Source organism: Brevibacterium litoralis (genome assembly GCF_040212315.1).
Classification (GTDB): domain Bacteria; phylum Actinomycetota; class Actinomycetes; order Actinomycetales; family Brevibacteriaceae; genus Brevibacterium; species Brevibacterium litoralis.
In genome coordinates, this window is the sequence record NZ_JBDIUY010000015.1 from 14,561 (window position 1) to 38,546 (window position 23,986).

At 69.9% G+C, this 23,986-nt stretch carries 21 protein-coding genes; 17 read left to right on the plus strand and 4 right to left on the minus strand.

Annotated elements, in window-relative coordinates:
- The first annotated feature begins 169 nt into the window (after positions 1–169).
- From pyrH to AAD496_RS05325, 7 genes are all read left to right on the plus strand, one after another.
- On the plus strand, positions 170–925 hold the full coding sequence (pyrH, locus tag AAD496_RS05295) for a UMP kinase (RefSeq protein WP_349827613.1): 756 nt from the start codon (positions 170–172) through the stop codon (positions 923–925).
- Between the two features lie 153 nt (positions 926–1,078).
- Entirely contained in the window at positions 1,079–1,636 is a 558-nt protein-coding gene (gene frr / locus AAD496_RS05300) for a ribosome recycling factor (protein WP_349827614.1), read from the plus strand.
- A 4-nt stretch (positions 1,637–1,640) separates the two neighbouring features.
- Positions 1,641–2,915 carry a phosphatidate cytidylyltransferase gene (locus AAD496_RS05305; protein ID WP_349827615.1) on the plus strand — a complete coding sequence of 425 codons (1,275 nt, stop codon included), beginning with the start codon at positions 1,641–1,643 and terminating at the stop codon, positions 2,913–2,915.
- Between the two features lie 113 nt (positions 2,916–3,028).
- Entirely contained in the window at positions 3,029–4,477 is a 1,449-nt protein-coding gene (locus tag AAD496_RS05310; protein WP_349827616.1) for an FAD-binding oxidoreductase, read from the plus strand.
- A 40-nt stretch (positions 4,478–4,517) separates the two neighbouring features.
- Entirely contained in the window at positions 4,518–5,870 is a 1,353-nt protein-coding gene (gene rlmN / locus AAD496_RS05315) for a 23S rRNA (adenine(2503)-C(2))-methyltransferase RlmN (protein ID WP_349827617.1), read from the plus strand.
- Between the two features lie 142 nt (positions 5,871–6,012).
- A complete protein-coding gene (locus AAD496_RS05320; RefSeq protein WP_349827618.1) occupies positions 6,013–6,570 on the plus strand; it encodes a DivIVA domain-containing protein in 558 nt (185 codons plus the stop codon).
- Between the two features lie 13 nt (positions 6,571–6,583).
- Positions 6,584–7,273, plus strand: coding sequence for a hypothetical protein (locus AAD496_RS05325; protein WP_349827619.1), 690 nt, complete (start codon positions 6,584–6,586; stop codon positions 7,271–7,273).
- Positions 7,274–7,358: 85 nt separating this feature from the next.
- On the opposite strand, the gene AAD496_RS05330 is transcribed toward AAD496_RS05325, so the two are convergent.
- Positions 7,359–8,555, minus strand: coding sequence for an acyl-CoA dehydrogenase family protein (locus AAD496_RS05330; protein ID WP_349827620.1), 1,197 nt, complete (start codon positions 8,553–8,555; stop codon positions 7,359–7,361).
- 175 nt (positions 8,556–8,730) lie between these two features.
- On the opposite strand from AAD496_RS05330, the gene dxr reads away from it, so the two are divergent.
- The 6 genes from dxr (at position 8,731) to AAD496_RS05360 (ending at position 17,084) form a co-directional block, all read left to right on the plus strand.
- Positions 8,731–9,960: a 1-deoxy-D-xylulose-5-phosphate reductoisomerase gene (gene dxr, locus AAD496_RS05335; RefSeq protein WP_349827621.1), complete on the plus strand. Its 1,230-nt coding sequence runs from the start codon at positions 8,731–8,733 to the stop codon at positions 9,958–9,960.
- Positions 9,957–11,291 carry a M50 family metallopeptidase gene (locus AAD496_RS05340; RefSeq protein WP_349827622.1) on the plus strand — a complete coding sequence of 445 codons (1,335 nt, stop codon included), beginning with the start codon at positions 9,957–9,959 and terminating at the stop codon, positions 11,289–11,291. Before dxr ends, AAD496_RS05340 begins: the two co-directional genes overlap by 4 nt.
- A gap of 233 nt (positions 11,292–11,524) precedes the next feature.
- Positions 11,525–12,508 carry a TAXI family TRAP transporter solute-binding subunit gene (locus tag AAD496_RS05345; protein ID WP_349827623.1) on the plus strand — a complete coding sequence of 328 codons (984 nt, stop codon included), beginning with the start codon at positions 11,525–11,527 and terminating at the stop codon, positions 12,506–12,508.
- Positions 12,509–12,667: 159 nt separating this feature from the next.
- A complete protein-coding gene (locus tag AAD496_RS05350) occupies positions 12,668–14,794 on the plus strand; it encodes a TRAP transporter permease (protein ID WP_349827624.1) in 2,127 nt (708 codons plus the stop codon).
- 222 nt (positions 14,795–15,016) lie between these two features.
- Positions 15,017–16,165, plus strand: coding sequence for a flavodoxin-dependent (E)-4-hydroxy-3-methylbut-2-enyl-diphosphate synthase (gene ispG, locus AAD496_RS05355; RefSeq protein ID WP_349827679.1), 1,149 nt, complete (start codon positions 15,017–15,019; stop codon positions 16,163–16,165).
- 43 nt (positions 16,166–16,208) lie between these two features.
- Positions 16,209–17,084, plus strand: coding sequence for a GNAT family N-acetyltransferase (locus tag AAD496_RS05360; protein ID WP_349827625.1), 876 nt, complete (start codon positions 16,209–16,211; stop codon positions 17,082–17,084).
- Here AAD496_RS05360 and AAD496_RS05365 read toward each other — a convergent pair.
- On the minus strand, positions 17,081–17,476 hold the full coding sequence (locus AAD496_RS05365; RefSeq protein ID WP_349827626.1) for an RNA-binding S4 domain-containing protein: 396 nt from the start codon (positions 17,474–17,476) through the stop codon (positions 17,081–17,083). The genes AAD496_RS05360 and AAD496_RS05365 overlap by 4 nt on opposite strands.
- A 207-nt stretch (positions 17,477–17,683) precedes the next feature.
- On the opposite strand from AAD496_RS05365, the gene AAD496_RS05370 reads away from it, so the two are divergent.
- Positions 17,684–19,501, plus strand: a complete 1,818-nt coding sequence (locus AAD496_RS05370; RefSeq protein WP_349827627.1) for a proline--tRNA ligase — start codon at positions 17,684–17,686, stop codon at positions 19,499–19,501.
- Positions 19,502–19,594: 93 nt separating this feature from the next.
- Here AAD496_RS05370 and AAD496_RS05375 read toward each other — a convergent pair whose 3' ends face one another.
- On the minus strand, positions 19,595–20,638 hold the full coding sequence (locus AAD496_RS05375; RefSeq protein ID WP_349827628.1) for an aminoglycoside phosphotransferase family protein: 1,044 nt from the start codon (positions 20,636–20,638) through the stop codon (positions 19,595–19,597).
- Complete coding sequence (locus AAD496_RS05380) at positions 20,638–21,732, minus strand: hypothetical protein (protein WP_349827629.1); 1,095 nt, start codon at positions 21,730–21,732, stop codon at positions 20,638–20,640. The genes AAD496_RS05375 and AAD496_RS05380 overlap by 1 nt, the downstream gene beginning before the upstream one ends.
- A 211-nt stretch (positions 21,733–21,943) precedes the next feature.
- On the opposite strand from AAD496_RS05380, the gene rimP reads away from it, so the two are divergent.
- The 3 genes from rimP (at position 21,944) to AAD496_RS05395 (ending at position 23,967) form a co-directional block, all read left to right on the plus strand.
- Positions 21,944–22,426: a ribosome maturation factor RimP gene (gene rimP, locus AAD496_RS05385; RefSeq protein WP_349827630.1), complete on the plus strand. Its 483-nt coding sequence runs from the start codon at positions 21,944–21,946 to the stop codon at positions 22,424–22,426.
- Positions 22,427–22,547: 121 nt separating this feature from the next.
- The gene (gene nusA / locus AAD496_RS05390) at positions 22,548–23,507 is read left to right on the plus strand and encodes a transcription termination factor NusA (protein ID WP_349827631.1); all 960 of its coding nucleotides are present in this window, start codon (positions 22,548–22,550) and stop codon (positions 23,505–23,507) included.
- 181 nt (positions 23,508–23,688) lie between these two features.
- The gene (locus AAD496_RS05395; RefSeq protein ID WP_349827680.1) at positions 23,689–23,967 is read left to right on the plus strand and encodes a YlxR family protein; all 279 of its coding nucleotides are present in this window, start codon (positions 23,689–23,691) and stop codon (positions 23,965–23,967) included.
- The last annotated feature ends 19 nt before the right edge of the window (positions 23,968–23,986 follow it).

A 23,986-nucleotide genomic window follows, 5' to 3' on the forward strand; every position in this document is an offset into this window, starting at 1 on the left:
GTGCGTGTCCCGCCCGGGCGGGCACGGTGTGACGACACCGCGTGTCGAAGCACACCGTGCCCGCCCGGGCGCATTCATGCCCGCGGGCGGGGACCTACGGATAGACTGGAGCGTGGTCCACCACCGGGACGACTGCGCCCGGAACCCGCGGAAACGAGGAATAGAATCGATGTCACTGACGCCCGTCCACGAGTCCAGCCGGTCCTCCAACCCCCTGCGGAACGAGCGGAGGCGCGTCCTCCTCAAGCTCTCCGGTGAGGTGTTCGGCGGCGGGAACGTGGGCGTCGACCCCGACGTCGTCGCCACGGTCGCCCGTGAGATCGCCCCGACCATCGGTGACGTCGAGGTGAGCATCGTCGTCGGCGGTGGCAACTTCTTCCGCGGCGCCGCCCTCTCCGAGCGCGGCATGGACCGCACCCGCGCCGACTACATGGGCATGCTCGGTACCGTCATGAACTGCCTGGCCCTCCAGGACTTCCTCGAGCAGGCGGGTGTCGACACCCGCGTGCAGTCGGCGATCCCGATGACTCAGGTCGCCGAGACCTACATCCCGCGCCGCGCCATCCGCCACATGGAGAAGGACCGCGTCGTCATCTTCGGCGCCGGTGCCGGCCTGCCCTACTTCTCGACGGACACGGTCGCCGCCCAGCGCGCCCTGGAGATCCAGGCCGACGAGGTCCTCATCGCCAAGAACGGCGTGGACGGCGTCTACACCGCGGACCCCAAGCAGGACCCCGCGGCGGAGAAGATCCACGACATCACCTACCTCGACGCCCTCCAGCGCGGCCTGCGCGTCGTCGACTCCACGGCCTTCTCCCTGTGCATGGACAACGCGCTGCCCATGCGCGTCTTCGGCATGCAGGGCGAGGGCAACCTGGGCAAGGCGATCCGCGGCGAGGACATCGGCACCTCCGTCACCGCCTGAGGCGCGCCACACCCTCCCACCACCGGTACCACCTGCGGGGTCGTTCCCTCGTAGAATGGCACCGGACCGCCGTGTGCGCCCACGCACCACGGGTACCCGCCCGCACGGAGCGCACACGCGAAGACCGACGAACCGACCGAACGGATGACGACAGTGATCAAGGAAACCCTCTCCGAGGCCACCACCAAGATGGACAAGGCGATCGAGGCGACGAAGGACCACTTCGCCGACGTCCGCACCGGTCGTGCGAACCCCAGCCTCTTCGCCAACATCCCGGTGGAGTACTACGGCACGCCCACCCCGCTGCAGCAGCTGGCCTCCTTCCAGGTGCCGGAGGCGCGCACGATCCTCATCACGCCCTTCGACCGCACCGCGCTGTCGGAGATCGAGAACGCCCTGCGCAACTCGGACATCGGCGCCAACCCGGCCAACGACGGCAACATCATCCGGATCGTCCTGCCGGAGCTCACCGAGGAGCGCCGCAAGGAGTACGTGAAGGTCGTGAAGACCGACGCCGAGGAGGGCAAGGTCTCCGTCCGCAACATCCGCCGCAAGGCCAAGGAGACCCTGGAGAAGATCCAGAAGGACGGCGAGGCCGGCGAGGACGAGGTCCACGCCGCTCTCACCGAGCTCGAGTCGATCACGAAGAAGAAGGTCGAGGAGATCGACACCCTCCTCGCCGCGAAGGAGAAGGAACTCCTCGAGGTCTGAGGCCGTGGGCAGTTCGAAGGAGGACTCCTCGTCCGTCCCCTCCCGGCGTGATCTGCGCCGGATCGAGGACGAGGCGCTCCGTACCGGTGACACCGCCGCACTCGCGGAGGTCTCGCCGCGTCGTGCCGCGCGCCTGGCCCGCGAACGCGCCGCCGAGGAGGAACGGATCTCCCGTCCCCTGCCGATCGTCACCGAGGACCTCGTCGAACCCGCCGCCGAGGCGCCCTCCACCGACCCCGTGCCCTCCGTCACGGGGTCCGGGGAGTCGGCGGGCGCCTCGGGAGCGGAGGAGTCCGCGGGTGCGGACGACCGGCCGGAGGTGTCCCCGGCCAAGGACGTGTCCGGTGCGGTGGCGACGAAGGCCCTCATGGCCACCGGCCCCGCGATGGCCCTCGGCCACGGGCTCGTCACGCCACTGCCCCCGGTGTCCGGGGACGGCAAGGACTACGGCAAGGCCGGGCGCAACCTGCCGGCGGCGATCGGGATCGGAGTCCTGCTGGGTGGGGCGGTGCTCGCCTCCCTGCTCGTGCGTCCGGACCTGCACCTGTTCCTCGTCGTCGTGGTGGGCGGTGTGCTCGCGGCCATGTGGGAACTGTCGAACGCGCTCTCGCGGTCCGGTTCCAAGGTCTCGCGCATCCCCGTGATGACGGCCGCCGCGTGCATGATCCTCGCCACCTTCTACGGGGGGAGGGAGGCACTGTGGGTCGCGTTCACCATCGGGACCGGGGCGGTGCTCGTCTTCAGCCTGCTGGAGCAACGGGCGAACGCGTTCAAGGACGTCTGTCTGAGCCTGTTCGCCCTCACCTACGTGGGCCTCATGGCCTCGTTCCTCGTCTACATGCTGCGCATGGACGGCGGGAACATGCTCATCATCATGTTCCTCGCCCTCGTCGTGGCCTCCGACGTCGGCGGGTACGTGTTCGGGGTCCTGTGGGGCAAGCACCCGATCGCCCCGCGGATCTCGCCCAAGAAGTCCTGGGAGGGCTTCGCGGGCTCCGCCACCTTCGCGGTCGTCGTCGCCGGTTGTCTGGCGTACTGGGGCTTCGACGCCCCACTGTGGACCGCGGCGGTGCTGGGTCTGCTCGTCCCGGCCTTCGCCACCCTCGGTGACTTCTCGGAGTCGATGATCAAGCGCGACCTCGGGCTCAAGGACATGGGCACGCTGCTGCCCGGGCACGGCGGCGTCATGGACCGGCTCGACTCGATCCTGCCGACCGCACCCGTCGTCCTCATCCTGTTCTCGTTCCTGCCGGGGTACATGGAACCGCTCGCTTTCTGAAGGCCCGGCCTCCGGAGAGCCCCCGATGTCCCGGGAGGTCCCGGTGAGCCGGGCCCGGTCGTCAGGGCCCCGATTCCGGACAGCCCGGGGAGTGGTCTGGTAGACAGTCCTACGTGACTTACTCCCCGCAGCAGACGAACCCGCAGCAGACATCCCCGCACCCGACCTCTTCTCGCGAGACGTCCCCTCTCGTGACATCCCTGTGCGCAGTCCTCCCCGCCGCACACGTCCTCACCGATGCGGACGTCATGGAGCGGTACCTCCACGACGACGCCGAGTGGGCGCCGGTGGGCGCGGCCCTGGCCGTGGTCCGTCCTCGCTCCACGGACGAGGTCGCCGCCGTCGTCCGGTGGTGTGTCGAACACCACGTCGCCGTCGTCCCCCGGGGCTCCGGGACCGGGTTGTCCGGCGGGGCCAACGCGTCGGACGGCTGCGTGGTCGTCTCCCTCGACGCGATGGACGCGGTCCTCGACGTCGACGTGCAGGAACGCACGGCCCGCGTCCAGCCCGGTGTCGTCAACGACCACCTGCGGGCCCGGGTGGCCGAGGACGGCCTGTGGTACCCGCCGGACCCCGCCTCGGCGCCGTGGTCGTCGATCGGTGGGAACGTCGCGACGAACGCCGGTGGCCTGTGCTGCGTGAAGTACGGCGTCACCGGTGAGTACGTGCTCGGCCTGGAGGTCGTCACCGGCACCGGCGCCGTCGTGCGGATCGGCAAACGCACCGCCAAGGACGTGGCCGGGTACGACCTGCGCGGCCTGTTCGTCGGCTCCGAGGGCACGCTCGGGATCATCACGGAGATCACCGTGAAACTGCTGCCGCTGCCCGGGGAGTCCCGCGCGGTCGTCGGGTACTTCGACTCCCTCGTCGCCGCGGGCGAGGGAGTGGCGAACGTGTCGCGGGCCGGGATCGTGCCCGCCGCGCTCGAACTCGTCGATTCCTACTGCCTGCGCGCCGTCGACGAGTGGAAGAACATGGGCCTGTCCGCCGACGCCGAGGTGCTCCTGCTCGCCTCCTCGGACGTGCCCGGCGCCGCGGGTGAGGCCGAGTGCGCCGCGATCGTCGCCGCCTTCGAGGCCGCGGGTGCGACCTTCGCCGCGGTGAGCGAGTCGGCCGAGGAAGCCGAGGCCTTCTTCGCCGCCCGCCGCCTGGCCTACCCCGCGCTCGAACGCCTGGGGCCCGTCCTCACCGAGGACGTCTGCGTGGCGCGCACGAAGGTGCCCGAGGTGCTCGCCCGGATCCAGCGGATCGGCGAGGAGAACGACATCGTGCTGGCCCAGATCGCCCATGCCGGCGACGGCAACCTGCACCCGCTCATCGTCACCCCCGTCGGCGACGAGGCGGCGAAGGAGCGGGCGCAGGCCGCCTTCGAACAGATCATCACCGCTGCGTTGGAGGCCGGTGGCACCGTGAGCGGCGAACACGGGATCGGTCTGCTGAAGAAGCCCGGCGTCCACCGGCAGCTCGACCCGGAGGTGCTCGCCATGCACACCGGGATCAAGCGCGCGCTGGATCCGCACGGGATCATGAACCCCGGGAAGGTGTTCGATCCCACGGACTGACCCGGTCGTGCGGCGGGCTCCTGTGGGACAATGGAGGGTCATGGCAGAGAAGGTTTCCCGGAGCGCCCCGCGCGTGCCCGTCGCCCGTAAGCAGGTCCGTCCCGTCGTCGAGCACGAGGACGGCACCACGTCGCGCACCCCCACGCGCGACGGGCGTCCTCTGCTCAACTTCAAGTCCCCGCGGGTGCAGCAGCCGGCACAGCACCTGGCGGACATGACGATGGACGAGCGCGTGGCCGCCGTGAAGGAGATGGGTCTGCCCGCCTTCCGCGCCAAGCAGCTCTCGACGCACTACTTCGTCCACAACGTCACCGACACGGACGCGATGACGGACATCCCCAAGGACAAGCGCGGGGAGATCGCCGAGCGGTTCTTCCCCGAACTGCTCACGGAGGTCCGCCGGATCCGGACCGAGAACGGTGACACGATCAAGTTCCTGTGGCGGCTGTTCGACGGGGCCCTCGTCGAGTCCGTCCTCATGCGATACCACAACCGCATCACGCTGTGCATCTCCAGCCAGTGCGGCTGCGGCATGAACTGCCCCTTCTGCGCCACCGGCCAGCAGGGACTCACCCGCAACATGTCGACGGCGGAGATCGTCGAACAGGTGGTCCGGGCCAACCAGGTGATCGCCTCCGGTGACCTCGCGGAGGACGCCGGTGAGGACCTCGACATGCTCGGCAACGTCGCCGCGGAGGTCGGCTCCGAGGCGGAGGACGAGGACGGCACGTCCGGCACCGGTGGGCGGGGCGCCTCGGGAGCGGGGGAGGACCAGGCGGTCCTCACCGGTCAGCGGGCCCGCGTGACGAACATCGTGTTCATGGGCATGGGTGAGCCACTGGCCAACTACAAGCGTGTGATGGGCGCCGTCCGCCGCTTCACCGACCCGGCCCCGGCGGGTCTGGGCATGGGCGCCCGGCGGATCACGATCTCGACGGTCGGTCTGGTGCCCGGCATCGACAAGCTCGCACAGGAGGACATCCCCGTCACCTTCGCGCTCAGCCTCCACGCGCCGGACGACGACCTGCGCAACGAGATGATCCCGGTGAACACCCGGTGGAACGCGGACCAGGCGATCGACGCGGCCTACAACTACTACAAGGTCACGGGGCGGCGCGTGTCCATCGAGTACGCGCTCATCAAGGACATGAACGACCACGCCTGGCGGGCGGACCTGCTGGCCAAGAAGCTCAACGGGCGGGGCCGCGGCTGGGTCCACGTGAACCCCATCCCGCTCAACCCGACGCCGGGGTCCGTGTGGACGGCCTCCGAGCCGGAGGTCGCGCAGGAGTTCGTGCGGCGGCTGGTCGACGCCGGCGTGCCGACGACGATCCGCGACACCCGCGGCAAGGAGATCGACGGCGCCTGCGGTCAGCTCGCCGCGGCGGAGTGACGCGCGGACCACGGGGAGTGTGCGTGAAACACACCGCTCACGTGGCGTAATCTCGTACAGGAACCGGTCTGCGCCCGCCCGCGTGGGGCCGGGAACAGGTCATGATCGGGCAGTAGCTCGCAGGACGAAGGAGAGGGCACCGGTGGAGACCAACTTCCCCACGATGTCGGGATGGAAGAACGGCTACGACCCCGCACAGGTCGACAGCTTCTTCAAGCGCGCACGTGAGTCCTTCGAGCGCGAGACCCCGCAGCCGGGTGACCTCGACGCCCGGGCCGTGCGCACCGTCGGTTTCGACCTCGTCCGCAAGGGCTACCACGTGGGTGTCGTCGACGCCGCGCTCGACCGTCTGGAGGACGCCTTCGCCAAGCGCGCCCGTGACCGCCTGGTCGAGACGAGCGGCCAGGAGGCCTGGGTCCAGGAGCTCACCCGCGCCGCCGGTTCCCTGCGCGGTCGCCTGGTCCGCGAGGCCGGGGAACGCTTCAAGCACCCCGAGGCCGGGATCATCGGCTACGACATCGCCGAGGTCGACGAACTGTGCGACCGCATCAACGCCTACTTCACCTCCGGCCACGCCATGAGCGTCGACGAGGTCCGCCGCGTCCTCTTCCGTACCCGCAAGGGTCAGAAGGCCTACGACGAGGACCAGGTCGATGCCTTCCTCGACCGGGTCGTCGAGGTCATGGCCTCCGTCGACTGAGGTCCCCGGACCGATGCCTGCCACCATGAACCCGGTCTTCGACCTCCTCGACATGGCGGTCGTCGCCGGCCGCGCCGAGGAGACCTTCCTCCACGTCCCGGACCCCGCCGACCCCGACACCGCGCTGTCCGTGAGCCACGAGGACGCCCTCGACCGTGTCGCCAAGATCGCCGGCGTCCTCCGCCTGCTGGAGATCGGCCGCGGTACGCCCGTCCTCCTCTCCGACTCCGTGTCGGCCCCCACCGCCCGGCTGCTGCGCCTGGCCGCCTTCCGCATCGGTGCGACGCTCATGGAGGCCCCCGACAGCTGCAAGGTGCCACTGCCCGCCGAGGGCGTGCGGTTCCGGCGGGCCACCGCCTCCGAGGCGCCCTCCACCCCGTTGCCCACGGCACCTTCCGGGGCGGCCGGTGGGGGAGCGGGGAACGCCCCCGGACAGGGCGCCTCGGGAGCGTCCGGCACCGCCGGGGAGGCCGCCGCCGCGGCCTTCCGGAAGGTCGCCCGCCGGATCCCCTCCTACGTCGAGGACGTGATCGTCGAGTACGTCGACATCGAGGGAGGGCTGTCGACGGCCGCGCTCGACGCACTGGTCCGGGACGCCCGGATCGAGCCGGGCGCGATCGTCGAGGTGGCACCGGAGACCCCGCTGTGGGACCGCGGCGACGGCTGTGTGCTGACGGCCGCGGAGGTCGCCGCGCAGGTCTGATACTCCACCCGAGACACGTCGAGGGCGGGTACCCGATCGGGTACCCGCCCTCGACGTGTGTGCGGACCCGCGGGCCCGCTCGGCCTCAGTTGGCGAAGGCGTTGATGCCGGTCATCGCACGGCCCAGCGTGAGCTGGTGGACCTCGTGGGTGCCCTCGTAGGTGAGGACGGTCTCGAGGTTGACGGCGTGACGCAGCGGCGAGTACTCGCTCGTGATGCCGGAGCCGCCGAACAGGGCGCGGAGGTCGCGGCAGATGTTCATGGCGGTGTCGACCGTCACCATCTTGCCCAGCGAGATCTGCTCGGGCATGACCCCCTTCTCGTCCTTCATCCTGCCGATGTGCGCGGCGGTGAGGGTGATCTGGGCGTACTGACCGAAGGCCTTGGCGAGCTTCTGCTGGGAGATCTGGAAGCTCGAGAGCGGACGGTCGAACTGGATGCGGGTGCCGGTGTACTCCAGCGCCGACTCCAGAGCGTCGCGGGCGGCACCCGTGACACCGAAGACGATGCCGAAACGGGCCTCCGAGAGGCAGGACAGCGGTCCGCGCAGGCCCTTGGCCTCCGGGAGCATGGCCGACTCGGGGAGTCGCACGTTGTCGAGCACGATCTCACCGGTGATCGAGGCACGCAGGGAGATCTTGCGCTGGATCTTCGGGGTCTCGACGCCGGGGGTGTCGGTGGGGACGACGAAGCCGCGGATCACGGGCTTGCCCTTGGCGTCGAGCTCCTCGGTCTTCGCCCACACGACGGCGACGTCGGCGACCGGCGAGTTGGTGATCCACATCTTCGAGCCGTTGAGGATCCAGTCGGAGCCGTCCTTGCGGGCGACGGTGCGCATGCCGGAGGGGTCGGAGCCGACATCGGGCTCGGTGAGGCCGAAGCAGCCGATGGCCTTGCCCTGTGCCATGCGGGGCAGCCATTCGTTCTTCTGGTCCTCGGAGCCCCAGCGGTGGATGGCGAACATGGCCAGCGAGCCCTGGACGGACACGAGGGAGCGCAGGCCGGAGTCGATCGCCTCCAGCTCGCGGCAGGCGAGGCCGTACTGGGTGGCGGTCGCGCCGCCGCAGCCGTAGCCCTCCAGGTGCATGCCGAGCACGCCCAGCTCGCCGAGGCCCTCGGCCAGCTCGCGTGCAGGGATGTCGCCCTCGATGTACCAGTCACCGATCTTCTCGCGGACGTTCTCGTCCAGCCACTTGCGGACGATGCCGGCCCATTCGAGGTCGTCGGACTCGAACACGGAGTCGATCCCGAGGATCTGGTCGGGAGTGAGCACAGAACTCATCGTAGAAACTGCTTTCGTCGTCGATTCGTCTTCGCCGGTGCACATCACCCGTGGCCTACGGACCGCGGCCGACGCGAGGTCGACCGAACGGGTTCCGGCACCGGTGCGCGGGGTCTCGAGGGGCTCCGCACGGTGTACACCGAACTGCCGGGGAACAGTGGCAGACTCGGACACCGTGAATGCACGCTCTGTCATTGTAATGGGGGCCACAGGCTCCGTCGGTACCCAGACGCTCGATCTGGTCCTCGCGAACCCCGGGATGTTCGACGTCCTGGGCCTCACCGCGGGCGCCAATGTGAGACTTCTCACCGAACAATCGATCAGGACGGGGGCCCGGGTCATCGGGCTGTCGACCCCACCGGACGGTGGCGAGGTTGAGGTGCGCCGACTGCTCGCCGACCACGCGCGGGAACTCGGCCTGCCCGACCGGGTCGAACGGATCGAGCTCGGCCCACGGGCGGGCGAGCGGGTGGCCGCGGCCGGTGCCGAGGTCGTCCTCAATGCGGTCACCGGGGCGGTGGGTCTCACCGACACACTCGCCGCTCTGGAGGCCGGTTCCGACGTGGCGCTGGCGAACAAGGAGTCCCTCATCGTCGGCGGACCGGTCGTGCTGGAGACCGCCGTGCGGAACGACGCCCGGCTCGTCCCGGTCGACAGTGAGCACTCGGCGATCGCCCAGGCCCTGCGGGCCGGGCACGAGCGGGAGGTCTCCCGCCTCGTCGTCACCGCCTCCGGTGGTCCCTTCCGCGGGATGGGCCGGGAAGAACTGGCGGCGGTGACCCCGGCGCAGGCCCTCGTCCACCCGACCTGGGACATGGGTCTCGTCATCACGACGAACTCGGCGACGCTCGTGAACAAGGGGCTCGAAGTCATCGAGGCGCACCTGCTCTTCGACGTCGACTACGACCGGATCGACGTCGTCGTCCACCCGCAGAGCCAGATCCACTCGATGGTCGAGTTCCACGACGGGTCGACGATCGCCCAGGTCTCTCCGCCGGACATGCGCCTGCCGATCGCCTACGCGCTGGGCACCGACCACGCCGGGGCCACGGAGCGGATCGCCGGTGCGGCGGCCGCGAACGACTGGACCGCGCGCTCGACGTGGACCTTCGAACCCGTCGACGGGCAGGCCTTCCCGGCCCTCGGCCTCGCCTATGCGGCGGGCCGGGCCGGCGGGACGGCACCGGCGGTCTACAACGCCGCGAACGAGGTGCTCGTCGAGGCCTTCCATGCCGGCCACATCCGTTTCACCGACATCGCGGAGGGCATCGACGCGGCCCTGCAGGAACACACGGTCGTCACCACCGGCCTGGACCTCGACGCGGTCCTCGCCGCCGACGCGGCCGCACGGTCCGCGACCCGCGCCCGGATCGCCGGCGATCGGACCGCGGGGGAGAGGGGATGACGACCGCGCTCTACCTGCTCGGGGTCCTCCTCTTCCTCGTCGGCATCGGGGTCTCGATCGCGCTCCACGAGCTCGGGCACCTGGTCCCGGCCAAGCGGTTCGGGGTGAAGGTCACCCAGTACATGGTGGGATTCGGGCCGACCCTGTTCTCGCGGCGCAAGGGGGACACCGAGTACGGTGTCAAACTCCTGCCCCTCGGTGGGTACATCGCGATGCCCGGTATGTACCCGCCCGAGGAGGTCACCGGTGCGCGCAGCCGTGGTCGGGGCTTCTTCTCCCGGGCGATGGCCGATGCCCGGGAGTACTCGAACGAACAGATCGCACCCGGTGAGGAGCACCGGACCTTCTACGCACTCAGCGTGCCCAAGCGCCTGGTCGTCATGTTCGGCGGCCCGCTCGTCAATCTCGTCCTCGGCATCGGGATCATGGCCGTCGTCCTCATGGGGATCGGGGTGCTCACCCCGACACCGACCGTCCAGACGGTCGTCGAGTGCGCGGTCCCCGCCTCCGAGGCGGACCGCGACTGCACCGCCGACGACCCCCGCACCCCGGCCTGGGAGGTCGGGATCGAACCGGGTGACCGGATCACCGCGATCGACGGAGTGCCGATCCCCGACTGGGACACCCTGGGGAGCACCGTCGAGGAGGCGGCCGGGACGACGGTGCCCGTCGTCGTCGACCGCGGCGGGGAGGAACTCACCTTCGACGTCCCCGTCATGGAGACCGAACGGGTGGTGACCGACGAGGACGGATTCGTCGTCTACACCGACGAGGAGCGGACCGAGCCCGCCACCGAGATCACCGGTTTCCTGGGGATCCAGGCGGCCCAGGAGTACCGGGGGATCCCGGCCCGGGAGTTCCCCGGCGAGATGTGGGGGATGATCACCCAGACCTTCCACGCCCTGCTCACCCTGCCCCAGAAACTCGTCGACGTCGGCCGGGTGGCCTTCACCGACGAGGAACGGGACCCGGAGGGCGCGATCGGTGTCGTGGGTGTCGGGCGGATCGCCGGTGAGGTGGTGAGCACCGACCAGCTCGACCTCGTCGAGAAGGCGAGCACGGGGCTGAGTCTCCTCGGGGGCCTCAACCTCTTCCTCTTCGCCTTCAACATGGTGCCGCTCCTGCCGCTCGACGGCGGGCACATCGCGGTCGGGCTCTACGAGGGCGCCCGGCGACGGATCAACCTGTGGCGGGGGTCCGGCACCACCGGGCCCTTCGACACCGCCCGCCTGCTGCCTCTCACCTACGTGATGGTCGGCCTCATGCTGTGCATGACGGCCCTGCTCGTGTGGGTCGACCTGTTCGAACCGGTCCGGCTCTTCGCCGAATGAGGTCACGAACCGGCGACGAACGGGCGCTTTCCGTGCGCAAAAGGCCTCATGAGGGTACTCTCGGACCCACGCAGGGGACTCGGATCACTCACACGTCCGTGTGATATGAGCCACTGGAAGTGACCATCCCCATCGAATCTGCCAGTATTGCCCGGTTGTTCCGCCCGGACCACCAGCGCGGCCGTCACGGTGCGCACGGTTGCGGGCACGGCCCCATCACAGGAGACCTCATCATGAAAATCGGTCGTATCGGACGCGTCGGCGCCCTCGTCGCCGCTGCTGCTCTCGCCCTCACCGCCTGCTCCGACGGCGGATCCGGCGACGCCGGTTCCGGCGGCGGCTCGGGTGACTTCACCTTCGCCTCGGGTGGCACCGGCGGTGTCTACTACCCGCTCGCCAACGAGTACGCGAACATCTTCAACGACAACATCGAGGGCGTGACGGTCAACGCCGTCGAATCCGACGGTTCCGTCGACAACCTGGGCCGCATCGCCCGCGGTGACGCCCAGATCGCGTTGACCCAGAACAATACGGCCGTCGAGGCCGTCACCGGCACCGGCCAGTTCGCCGACCTCGACGCCGACATGAGCGAGATCGGCTGGATCGGCAAGCTCTACCCGGAGGCCGCGCAGGTCATCACCATGGCCGACAGCGGTATCGAGTCCATCGAGGACCTCGCCGGCAAGCGTGTGGCGATCGGTGCCCCGGGCTCCGGTGCCCGCGCCGTCGCCGAGGCGATCCTGGACGAGTACGGCATCACCGACTTCGAGGCCTACGAGGAGGGCTTCGCCGACGCGCGCACCCTCATGCAGGACGGCAACCTCGACGCCTCCATCGAGATCCTCGGTGTCCCGGCCGCCGCCCTCTCGGAGCTCGCCGCCACCTCGGACGTCCAGGTGCTCCCGCTGTCCCAGGAGGCCGCGGACGCGATCGCCGAGACCACGGCATTCGAGCCCTACACGATCCCGGCCGGCACCTACGACTTCGTCGAGGAGGACACCCTCACGGTGTCCGTCTTCGCCTCGGTCGTCGCCTCGAACTCCGCCGTGTCGGAGGACCAGGGTTACGAGATCACGAAGGCCATCTTCGAGCGCTCCGGTGAGATCTCGCTGGCACAGGGCGATCTCATCAACCTCGAGGAAGCCCTCATGGGCCAGGGTGAGGTCCCGCTGCACCCGGGCGCCCAGAAGTACTTCGAGGAGCAGGGACTCCTCTGATCCGCACCGGTCGGGCCTGAACGGCCCGACCGGAATCCTCCCCTCGAGGACACGTTCTCCACGGGGAAACCCACCCGTGATCGTTCCCTGTGCCGACCGCCCCGCCGCATCTGCGCGCGGGCCGGTCGGCACAGTGGTGCACCAGGAGAAGGACACAGGATGAAACCCACGCACGACAGTGCCGCGGACAAGGCTCACGGCAGCGGCTCGGCACGCGACGGAGCCCGGGACGAGGGCACGCAGAAGGTCGACCACTCCCACGACGGTGACGTTCTCGGCGTCGACGTGCTCGACACCTCCGAGGCCGAACACGAGGCGGAGCAGGTCCTCCGCGAACACGATGCCGCGGCGCGCTTCCGGCTCGACTCGGAGCTCGGTCCCTGGCGGATCGCCGTCTTCGTGCTCGCCCTCGGACTCACCGCCTTCCAGATCTGGACGGCACTCGCGGGCTCCCGGCCGACGCTCATCCAGGGCGCCATCCACGTCGGTGGTGCCATGGGTCTCGTCTTCATGCTCTACCCGGTGAACAAGAAGTTCAGCCTGCGGAAGACGACGACGAAGACCATGTACTACGCGGGCCTCGGGATCGACACGATCCTGTCGTTCGCGGCCATGGGCTGCTCGGCGTACATCGTGCTCAACTACTCCTCGCTCCAGGGTCTCGACGTCCAGCTCTTCGGCTACAGCGACCTCGACACGGTCGTCGCCCTCGTCGCGATCCTCCTCCTGCTCGAGGGCACCCGACGGTGCGTCGGTCTGCCGATCGTCATCATCGCGATCATCGCGATGCTCTACTGGTGGCTCGGCGGATACTCGCCGTTCCTCCGGCACGCGGGCTCGACCTGGGAGAACGTCGTCCAGCAGTCCTTCTACACCTCGCGGGCGATCTTCGGCACCCCCATCCAGGTGTCCTCGACCTTCGTCTTCCTGTTCCTCGTCTTCGGTGTCATCCTCGTGAAGACGGACATCGGCGGGTACTTCAACTCCTTGGCCTTCCGTCTCACCGGTAAGTACACCGGTGGCCCGGCCAAGGCCGCGGTCGTCGCCTCGGCGCTGCAGGGCACCGTCACGGGCTCCTCGGTCGCGAACACCGTGGCGTCCGGTTCCTTCACCATCCCGATGATGAAGAAGGTGGGCTTCCGCCCGCACTTCGCCGCCGCCACGGAGGCGACCGCCTCGACCGGTGGACAGATCATGCCGCCCATCATGGGTGCGGCCGTCTTCATCATGGCCGAGTACACCGCGGTCCCGTACTCGACGATCATCCTCGTCGCGGTCGTCCCGGCCTTCCTCTACTTCGCCGGCGTCATGGTCGCGGTGCACTACGAGGCCAAGCGGTTCGGCATCAAGGGCATCCCGCTCGCGCAGCTTCCCACCTGGAAGTACCTGGCCCTGCGCTTCTACATGCTCGTCCCGCTCGCGACCATCATCTGGCTGCTCATGTCCGGCCGCACCCCGGCCAACGCCGCTCTCTGGGGCATCGTCGTCGCGGTGATCCTCAGCTTCTTCGCCAAGAACACCCGCCTGGGCCTGCGCGGCTGGATCGACGTCCTCGAGTCCGGTGCCCGCGTGGCCCTGCCCGTCATCGCCGCCTGTGCGACCGCGGGTATCGTCGCCGGTGTCGTCACCTCGACGGGCCTCGGCGGTCGCCTCTCCGGCGGCATCGTCGACATCGCGCAGGGCAACTTCTACCTCGTCCTGCTGTTCACGATGATCGCCTGCATCGTCCTCGGCATGGGTCTGCCGACGACGGCCAACTACGTCGTCACCGCCTCGGTCGCCGCACCCATCCTCATCACCGACTTCGGTGTGCCGGTCCTCGCGGCCCACATGTTCGTGTTCTACTTCGGCCTGCTCGCCGACATCACCCCGCCGGTCTGCCTGGCGGCCTACGCGGCCAGCGGCATCGCGAAGTCGAACCCCATGCGCTCCGGCGTCACCGCCGTCCGGATCGCCATCGCGGGCTTCCTCGTGCCGTTCGTCTTCGTCATCGACCCGGACCTGCTGTTCCAGGCCGACGGCGGCGTCCTCGGCTTCGCGCAGATCTTCGTCACGGTGCTCGTCGGCATGACCATCCTCGCCGCCGGAGCCGCCGGGTTCTTCGTCGCCCGCAACCGGAAGTGGGAGTCCGCGGTCCTCGTGATCGCCGGCGTCATGCTCGTCTTCCCGCACATCCTCGTCTCCATCGGCGGCCTCGTGCTCGCCGCTATCGTCATCGCCCTGCAGGTGGTGCGGCGGCGGGCCGGGGACACCGGGGTCGAACACGCGGAGCTCCCCGCGGACTGACACATCGAGTGTTCGAAACGCCATCGAGTGTTCGCGGATCACAGGTCCGGCGGGCCGGAATCGGGGATCTGCGAACACTCGATCCGGCTTCGAACACTCGAAGTCGCGGATCAGGGGAGAGGTGGGTCATAGGGGGCTCGCAGTGATCGTCCAGTCGGGCGGGACTAGGATTGGTCACGGTCAGTGGGCACGCGTGCCCGCCTGCTCGTCGAAGGGAAACTCGTGACCTCGGTCAACCTCGGAATGCCCGCCGCCCCGCCGCCCGTGCTCGCCCCGCGGCGCACGACCCGTCAGATCAAGGTCGGGTCCGTGGGCGTCGGCTCGGAGTCGCCCATCAGCGTCCAGTCGATGACGACGACGAAGACGACGGACATCAACGCCACGCTCCAGCAGATCGCGGAGCTCACAGCGGCCGGCTGTGACATCGTGCGGGTGGCCTGCCCGAGCGCCGACGACGCGGAGGCGCTGCCCGCCATCGCGCAGAAGAGCCAGATCCCGGTGATCGCCGACATCCACTTCCAGCCCAAGTACGTCTACAAGGCGATCGAGGCCGGCTGTGCCGCCGTCCGCGTGAACCCGGGCAACATCCGCAAGTTCGACGACCAGGTCGGACAGATCGCCAAGGAGGCCGAGGCCGCGGGTGTGTCCCTGCGGATCGGTGTGAACGCCGGGTCCCTCGACAAGCGGATCATGGAGAAGTACGGCAAGGCGACACCGGAGGCGCTCGTGGAGTCCGCCGTCTGGGAGGCCTCGCTGTTCGAGGAGCACGACTTCCACGACTTCAAGATCTCGGTGAAGCACAACGACCCGGTCGTCATGGTCCGGGCCTATGAACTGCTGGCCGAACGCGGCGACTGGCCGCTGCACCTGGGCGTCACCGAGGCGGGCCCCGCCTTCCAGGGCACCATCAAGTCCGCGACCGCCTTCGGGGCGCTGCTGTCCCAGGGCATCGGTGACACGATCCGGGTCTCCCTGTCCGCCCCACCGGTCGAGGAGATCAAGGTCGGCACCCAGATCCTGGAGTCGCTCAACCTCAAGCCGCGCCGCCTGGAGATCGTCTCCTGCCCGTCCTGCGGTCGTGCCCAGGTCGACGTGTACACGCTCGCCGACAAGGTGACCGCCGGCCTCGAGGGCCTGGAGGTCCCGCTGCGCGTGGCCGTCATGGGATGCGTCGTCAACGGTCCCGGCGAGGCCCGCGAGGCCGACCTCGGTGTCGCCTCGGGCAACGGCAAGGGCCAGATCTTCATCAAGGGTGAGGTCGTGCGGACCGTTCCCGAGAGCCAGATCGTCGAGACCCTCATCGACGAGGCCATGAAGCTCGCCGAGGAGATGGACGCGCCCTCCGGCCCCGCCGAGGTCGTCGTCTCCTGACGCCCCGGCGGTGCCCGCCACCGCCGGTCGCCCACCGACCCCGATGACTCTCCACCCCCTCCAGGCCGAGCACACCGACTGGCTGCGTTCCCGCATCGACCGGGACCCCGCGCGCCACGCCTTCCTGCACAGCCTGCTGCGGATCACGGGCACGGCCCGGGTGTCGTCCTCGGTGGGCACACTCTACGGGTACTTCGAGTCCGGGCGTCCCGTCGCCGCCTACTGGCTGGGGTCGTCGATCATGGCGGTCGACCCGACGCCGGCCTCGAACGAGGCGGCCGCCCGCTGGCTCAACACCCGTGGGCGGTTCTCCTGCTCCCTCATCGGTGACGCCCCGGCGATCCTCGACCTGCACGCCCGGCTGCGGTGGGGCGCCCCGCGCGGGGTCCGCGCCTCGCAGCCGCTGCTCGTCGCCGACCGCGCGCCCGCCGTCGCACCCGATCCGCGGGTGCGCCTCGGCACACCCGCGGACCTCCCGGCGGCCTTCGCGGCCTCCGTCGAGATGTTCACCGAGGAGGTCGGGTTCTCACCCGTCGAACGCGGCGCCTCCGGCTACCGCTCCCGCGTGCAGTCGCTCCTGCAGACCGACAGCACCCTGCTCTTCACCTCGACGACGGGTCCCTTCGGGGACACCATCCGTCCCTGGCCCGCTCCCGAGGCGCCCTCCCAGGTGGTCTTCAAGGCCGACCTCGGCATCCGCTCCGAGGCCGCCGTCCAGATCCAGGGCGTGTGGGTGCACCCGGACTTCCGGGGCCGGGGCATCAGTGCTCCGGCGATGGTCGCGGTCACGGACTGGGTGAAGGAGAACGTGAGTCCGGTCGTCTCGCTCTACGTCAACGACTACAACGACCGGGCCCGCCGCACCTACGACCGCGCCGGGTACTCCCAGATCGGCACCTTCGCCACAGTCATGTATTAGTGCGAGTCGCGTCCGCGGAGGCGGTCGAGCGCACGGCGGTCCTTCTTGGTCGGACGGCCCATCCCCTTCTCGCGCCGGGGGACCGGGGCCCGCAGGACGGGGTCCGGCTCCGGGGTGCGGTCCTCGTAGCACTGCACGGCGAGCGGGGCGCCTCCGCGGCTGGGCAGGAACCCACGGACGACGAGGATCCTCTCCAGGTGTCCCGGCCGGCGCACCCGCACCGTCTGCCCGATCGACACCTTCGTCGCCGCCTTGACGGGGGAGTCGTCGACCCGCACGTGGCCGCCCCGGACCGCGGCGGTCGCCGCCGAACGGGTGCGGAACAGGCGGACGCACCACAGCCAGGTGTCGATCCGTTGGGTCTGCGAGGTGTCGGTACTCACTTCCGGCATGCCCCGGATCTTACGTGGCACCCGACCCGGCGTGGAGAGGGCCCCGGCAGGCGCCTCGTGCCGCGGAATGACGGGGGAGAAGGCGGTCAGCGGAGGGGTCCGCCAGGTGATACAGTTCCCCGGTAATTCCACGCCAGGAAATCATCGGTGAATACGCGACGCCCGCCCACGGGCGCGCGGGAGATTCCCCCGTCAGGAGGCCAGTCCATGCCCATGCGGATGTCGACGCTGTTCGTGCGCACTCTCAAGGAGGACCCGGCCGACGCCGAGGTGGACAGCCACAAGCTGCTCCACCGTGCCGGGTACATCCGCCGGTCCGCCCCGGGCATCTACACGTGGCTGCCGTTGGGGCTCAAGGTCCTGCGCAACATCGAGGCGATCGTCCGTGAGGAGATGGAGGCCGCCGGCTCGCAGGAGGTCCACTTCCCCTCGCTGCTGCCCGCGGAGCCCTACCAGGAGACCCACCGCTGGCAGGACTACGGCGACGACATGTTCCGCCTCCTCGACCGCAAGGGCAACGACTACGTCCTGGCCCCCACGCACGAGGAGGTCTTCACCCTCCTCGTCAAGGACCTGTACAACTCGTACAAGGACCTGCCGCTCAACATCTTCCAGGTGCAGACCAAGTACCGGGACGAGGCCCGCCCCCGCGCCGGCATCCTGCGCGGCCGCGAGTTCGTCATGAAGGACGCCTACTCCTTCGACATCGACGAGGAGGGACTGGCCGCCTCCTACGAGAACATGCGGCAGGCCTACGTCACGATCTTCGATCGCCTGGGCATCGAGTACGTGACGGTGCAGGCGACCGCCGGCGCCATGGGCGGCTCCCACTCGGAGGAGTTCCTGCACCCCAGCGAGATCGGCGAGGACACCTTCGTCCGTTCGCCCGGCGGCTACACCGCGAACGTCGAGGCCGTCACCACCCCCGTCCCGGACCCCGTGCCCTTCGAGGGCCAGCCCGAGGCGCAGGTGCGCGTCACCCCCGACACGCCGACGATCGACACCCTCGTCGACGCCGCCAACGAGATGTACCCCCGCGAGGACCGTCCCTGGACGGCCGCGGACACGCTCAAGAACATCCTCGTCGCCGTCACCCACCCCGAGGGCGAGCGGGAGCTCGTGCTCATCGGCATCCCGGGTGACCGCGAGATCGCGCTCGGTCGCGCCGTCGGGTCCGGCTCCCTCGGTGTCGGTGAACTCGCCGTCGAACTCGCCACCGACGAGGACATCCGCCAGAACCCGCACCTCGTCAAGGGGTACATGGGTCCCGGTCTGTCCGTCGACGAGCAGATCTTCGGCCTCGACTCCGTCACCGGCATCCGGTACCTGGTCGACCCCCGCGTCGGTGAGGGCACCCGCTGGATCACCGGCGCGAACTCCGTCGGCCTCCACGTCTTCGACCTCGTCAAGGGCCGCGACTTCACGGCCGACGGCTACGTCGAGGCCTCCGCGATCCGCGAGGGCGACGCCGCTCCGGACGGCTCCGGCCCGCTCGAGCTCGCCCGCGGCGTCGAGATCGGCCAGATCTTCCAGCTCGGTCAGCGCTACGCCGAGGCGCTCGGCCTCCGCGTCCTCGACCCCAACGGCAAGCAGCGCGTCGTGACGATGGGCTCCTACGGCATCGGCGTGAGCCGGATCATGGGCTGCATCGCCGAGGCGAACCACGACGACCGTGGTCTCGTCTGGCCTCAGCACCTGGCTCCGGCCGACGTCCATCTCGTCGCCACCGGCAAGGGCGAGGAGATCCTCGCGAAGGCGGAGGAGTTCGCCACCGAGTTGGAGTCCCATGGCCTCACCGTCCTCCTCGACGACCGCAAGAAGGCGAGCCCCGGTGTGAAGTTCGGGGACGCTGAGCTGCTGGGCATCCCGACGGTCCTCGTCGTCGGGCGCGGCCTGGCCGAGGGAACCGTCGAGCTGCGCGACCGCGCCACCGGCGAGAGCACCGACCTGCCCGTCGACGAGGCGGTCGAGCGCACCCTGGCCGCCGTCGACGCGAAGTACGCGGAGGCGAAGGCTTCCCGCTGATCCTGTAATTCGAGTGTGCGCAGATCGGCGTTTCGGACCCCGTCCGGCGCCATTCTGCGCACACTCGTTTTCGTAGCCTGGGCGGCGTTCAGCTCAGCCCAGCGGTTTGAGGCGGTGGGCGTCGGTGCCGTGGGTGTCACTGCCGGTGAGCGCCCGGACGACCCAGAGGGACCGGGCGGCGTCCCCGGTGGACCGCTCGGCGCCGGTGGAGTCACCTGCGGCGCGTGCGGAGCCCGCCGCCCGCAGGTACCAGAACATGTTCTCGACCTCGCGGACGACCGCGGCGCCCATCCCGTACTGGGGGTCGATCTCGGCGTGGCGGCACAGGTCGGTCGCGAAGGCCCGCAGCCAGGCCGCCTGGGCCGCCGGACCCCGGACGGGGATCTCCGCGAGTCGGTTCCACAGGACCGGGGCGACTGTGTAGGCGGGAGGACCCGTGAGCGGCTGGGGGTCGATCGCCTTCCAGGTCGCCAGACCGTCCGGTCCCGGATTGCCGGCGAGGATGTTGTAGTAGTGCAGGTCCGCGTGCAGCAGCGTGCGCTCGGGGGAGGCGGCCAACTGCTCGCCCCAGGCGCGGGCGATGTCGAGGATCCGCGCGTCCGAGTGACGGAACTCGGTGAAGTCCCGGAGGAGGGCCGCCCGTTCCGGCAGGCGTTCTACGAACCGGGCCGCGATGTCCTGCACCCGGACGAACCCGTCACCCCCGGTCACCCGCAGCGAACGGGAGAGCTGTCCCCAGATGGCGGGCACCTCGGCGAGCGGACGGGTGGAGAGGTCGACCCCGCTGCGCAGCCTCTCCTGGAGGGTGGCGCGGAAGGAGGAGTCCTCCTCGACGACGCGGACGGCACCGTGCCCGTCCCAGGCCCGCAGTGCACGGAGCACCTGGTGGTGGACCTGCGGGTTGTCCCGGTTGGGTGAGGCGAACCGGAGGATCGCGCGGTAACCCTCCCGGGTGAGCACCGGGACGACGAGCGACTCCATCCCCGCCCAGGGGGAGCCGGGCACCGGGTCCGGTCGGAGGTCCCAGCGGTCGACGAGCTCGGCGTACATGAAGTCGAGCGCACCCTCCCAGGCGCGGGCTCGGTCCTCGCCGTTGACCTCGGCCACGGAGTTGAACAGGACGCGGGGGATCTCCATCAGCCCTCACCCCCGGGGCCGGTGGAAGAACTGCCGGAGGACGGGGTCGGGGCCCCCGACGACGGCGAGGCGCCGGCCGTGGGAGTCGTGGCCGTGTCGTGCACCTCGGAACGCAGCAGGCGGTCGCCGCCGAAGACCCGGTGAGTGAGGGTCGAGGTCCAGAGGAAACCGAGCGCGTGGGCACTGACCGGGCCGCCGAGCAGCGGGAGGGCACTCGCCCACAGGTCCGCCTCGACGCGGCGGGCCGCCTCGGCGGGTGCCGAGGCCGCGTCCTCCGGGACCTGCCAGACGGGTCGATCGGCCGGGACCGTCCCGCCGAGATCGGTGAGCAGAGCGGCGGCGTCCTCGGCGGCCCGTGAGAGTTCGGACACGCGCTCCCGGGCCCGGGTGCCCCGGGGAGTGTCGACCTCGGTACGGACGGCCAGGGCCTCGTAGGCGTAGGAGGCGCGGAAGCAGGCCTCGACGTGGGTGGACAGGGCCGTCAGCGGGTCGGGCGCCTCGGCCGCGGTGGGCGCCGGGGAGTCGGACGTGGTCGGCGCTCCTGAGGTGCCTGCCGGCACCGTCGACAGGCGCGCGACGAGCTCGCCGGTCCCCGCCGCCTCCGCCCGGGTGAGGACGAGGAGGGAGGCGAGCAGGACGTCGCCGAGGACGGGGCCCAGGAACGCGTCGGTGTCGTCCCAGGCGTCGAGGAGCACGGTCGCCAGTTCGGCGAGGCCGTCGAGGAGACCGAACGGTTCGACGGGGACGGCGTCGACGACGGGTTCCTCGGCACGGGGATCGACCGGGGGTTCCCAGACGGGGCCGATCGCGGCGCGCAGGGTGTCGAGCACGGCGTCCGGGTCGTCGAGGACGGACCCGTCCCTGCCCGTGGTGGCGGGAGCACCACCGGGGCCGTCGACCGTGGGATACGTCCGAGCGAGGACGACGGCCGCGGCATTGCGCAGGCGGTCGGCCGGGCGGAGTTCCGGCACAGTGGGCGGCGTGTCGATCCGCACGTCTCGGAGGGAACAACCCCCGAGCAGGACGAGCGCCAGGGACGCAGCGGTACCGAGCACCGTGCGCCGTGAGGCCTGGTGACGACGTCCGGAGAGCATGTCGTCATCCTACTGTTATGCTCCCGCGATGCAGGTTGCAGGGTTGGCACCGGGCCGGTCCCCTGGGAGGAGGGGATCTCTCCGCGATCGAGATGTCAGAGTTGGCACCGAGCCGGTCCCGGGGAACCTCTCACCGACCGAGATTCCAGAGCTGACACCGCCCTCTAGGCTGGGGGAGTACACGTGAACGAGCCGGGAGGACACCGACACCATGGCGCAGGAAGCCGCACCGATCCACGCACTGATCACCGGACCGCTGGAGGAGATCGGCCTGCTGGTCGAGGACGTGAAGCCGGTGGCCGCGGGGACGCGGCGGACCCTGACCATCACGGTCGACCTGGCCGACGACACCTCCACCGAGCCGGTCTCGCTCGACCTCATCGGCGAGGCCACCCGGGTCGTGTCCGAGGTCCTCGACCCGGAACCCCTGTTCGGCGACAAGCCCTACGACCTGGAGGTCACGAGTCCCGGAGCCGAACGTCCGCTCACGCAGCCGCGCCACTTCCGGCGGGTGGTCGGGCGGACCGTCGAGATCCGCCGGGCGGGCATGAAGGCCAAGGACGGCAAGGTCCGTGGCGAACTCACGGCGGTGTCGGACACCGGCATCACCGTCCGCTCCGCGAAGCCGGAGGCCACGGTGGACCTCGCCTTCGATGCGATCGATCACGCGGAGGTCGTCGTCTCCTTCCGTTGACCCCGCGCGCCGGTACAGTGGAACGGACCCCCGGGTGTACGGACCGTCCTCGTCCACCCACCCGGCGGGCCGACCACCGACAACTCAATCGCCACACCGGCCAGATGGGACGGCTCTTCCGATGGACATCGACCTCAAGGCACTGCGGATGATCGAGACCGAGCGGGACATCCCGTTCGACACCCTCGTGTCCCTCATCGAACAGGCACTGCTCTCCGCGTACCACCGGACCGACGGGGCCTGGCAGGACGCCCGGGCGGAGGTCGACACGAAGACCGGCAGGGTCCGGATCCTCGCCGTCGAGTTCGACAACGACGACAACCCCATCGGCGAGTTCGAGGACACCCCGGACGGGTTCGGTCGAATCGCGGCGATGACCGCGCGCAACGTCATCCACCAGCGCCTGCGCGACGTCGAGGATGACGCCGTGCTCGGCACCTTCAAGGACCGCGAGGGCGAGATCCTCTCCGGCACCGTCCAGCAGGGACGGGACGACCGCAACGTGCAGGTGGACGTCGGCGAGGTCGAGGCCAACCTTCCCGAGCACGAGCAGGTCCCCGGCGAGACCTACCCCCACGGACGCCGCATGCGCGTCTACGTCACGGAGGTGTCGCGGGGCATGAAGGGCCCGTCCGTGACGGTCTCCCGCTCCCACCCCAACCTCGTCCGCAGTCTTTTCGCCCTCGAGGCGCCCGAGGTGGCCGACGGCACCGTCGAGATCGTGTCGCTCGCCCGCGAGGCCGGCCACCGCACGAAGATGGCCGTCGCCGCGACCGTGTCCGGCGTCAACGCGAAGGGCGCCTGCATCGGCGAACTCGGGTCGCGCGTGCGCGCCGTGATGAACGAGCTCGGCGAGGAGAAGATCGACATCGTCGACCACCACGAGGACCCCGCCCGCTTCATCGCCAACGCGCTGTCGCCGGCGAAGGTCCTCAAGGTCGAGATCCTCGACGCCGCCGAGCAGTCGGCCCGGGCCACGGTGCCCGCCGACCAGCTCTCGCTGGCGATCGGCAAGGAGGGCCAGAACGCCCGCCTGGCCGCCAAGCTCACCGGGTGGAAGATCGACATCGTCGCCGGCTGATCCTTTCGCCGAGTTCACCGCCGCGACGGGCCTCACCTGCGGTCGAGGCGCCTGCGGACGTGTCCCTGGCCACGTCCGGGTGGTGCCCGGTGGGCAGGGGTGGTGCTGTAGACTGGAGGGCGTGTCTTCTGCGAACGGGGTGTCCGACGACAGGTCGGTGACACCCGGGTCGACCGGTCCCGTGCGGACCTGTGTCGGTTGTCGGAGGACCGGTGTGCGCTCGGAACTGATTCGCGTCGTCGTGACGCGACCGGGGCCGGACGCAGCGGACGGGGAGACCCGCCGCATCGTCGTGGACGGACGCCGTGCACTCCCCGGACGGGGAGCATGGGTCCATCCCACCGAGCGGTGTTGGAACATCGCTCGCAAGAAGAATGCCTTCACGAGGGCTCTGAGGGCACCGGGACTTCCGGTGCCCGAGGCACCCTCGAACATCCGTTCATCAGCGGAAAGCGGGTAGATCGACATGGAAACCGACC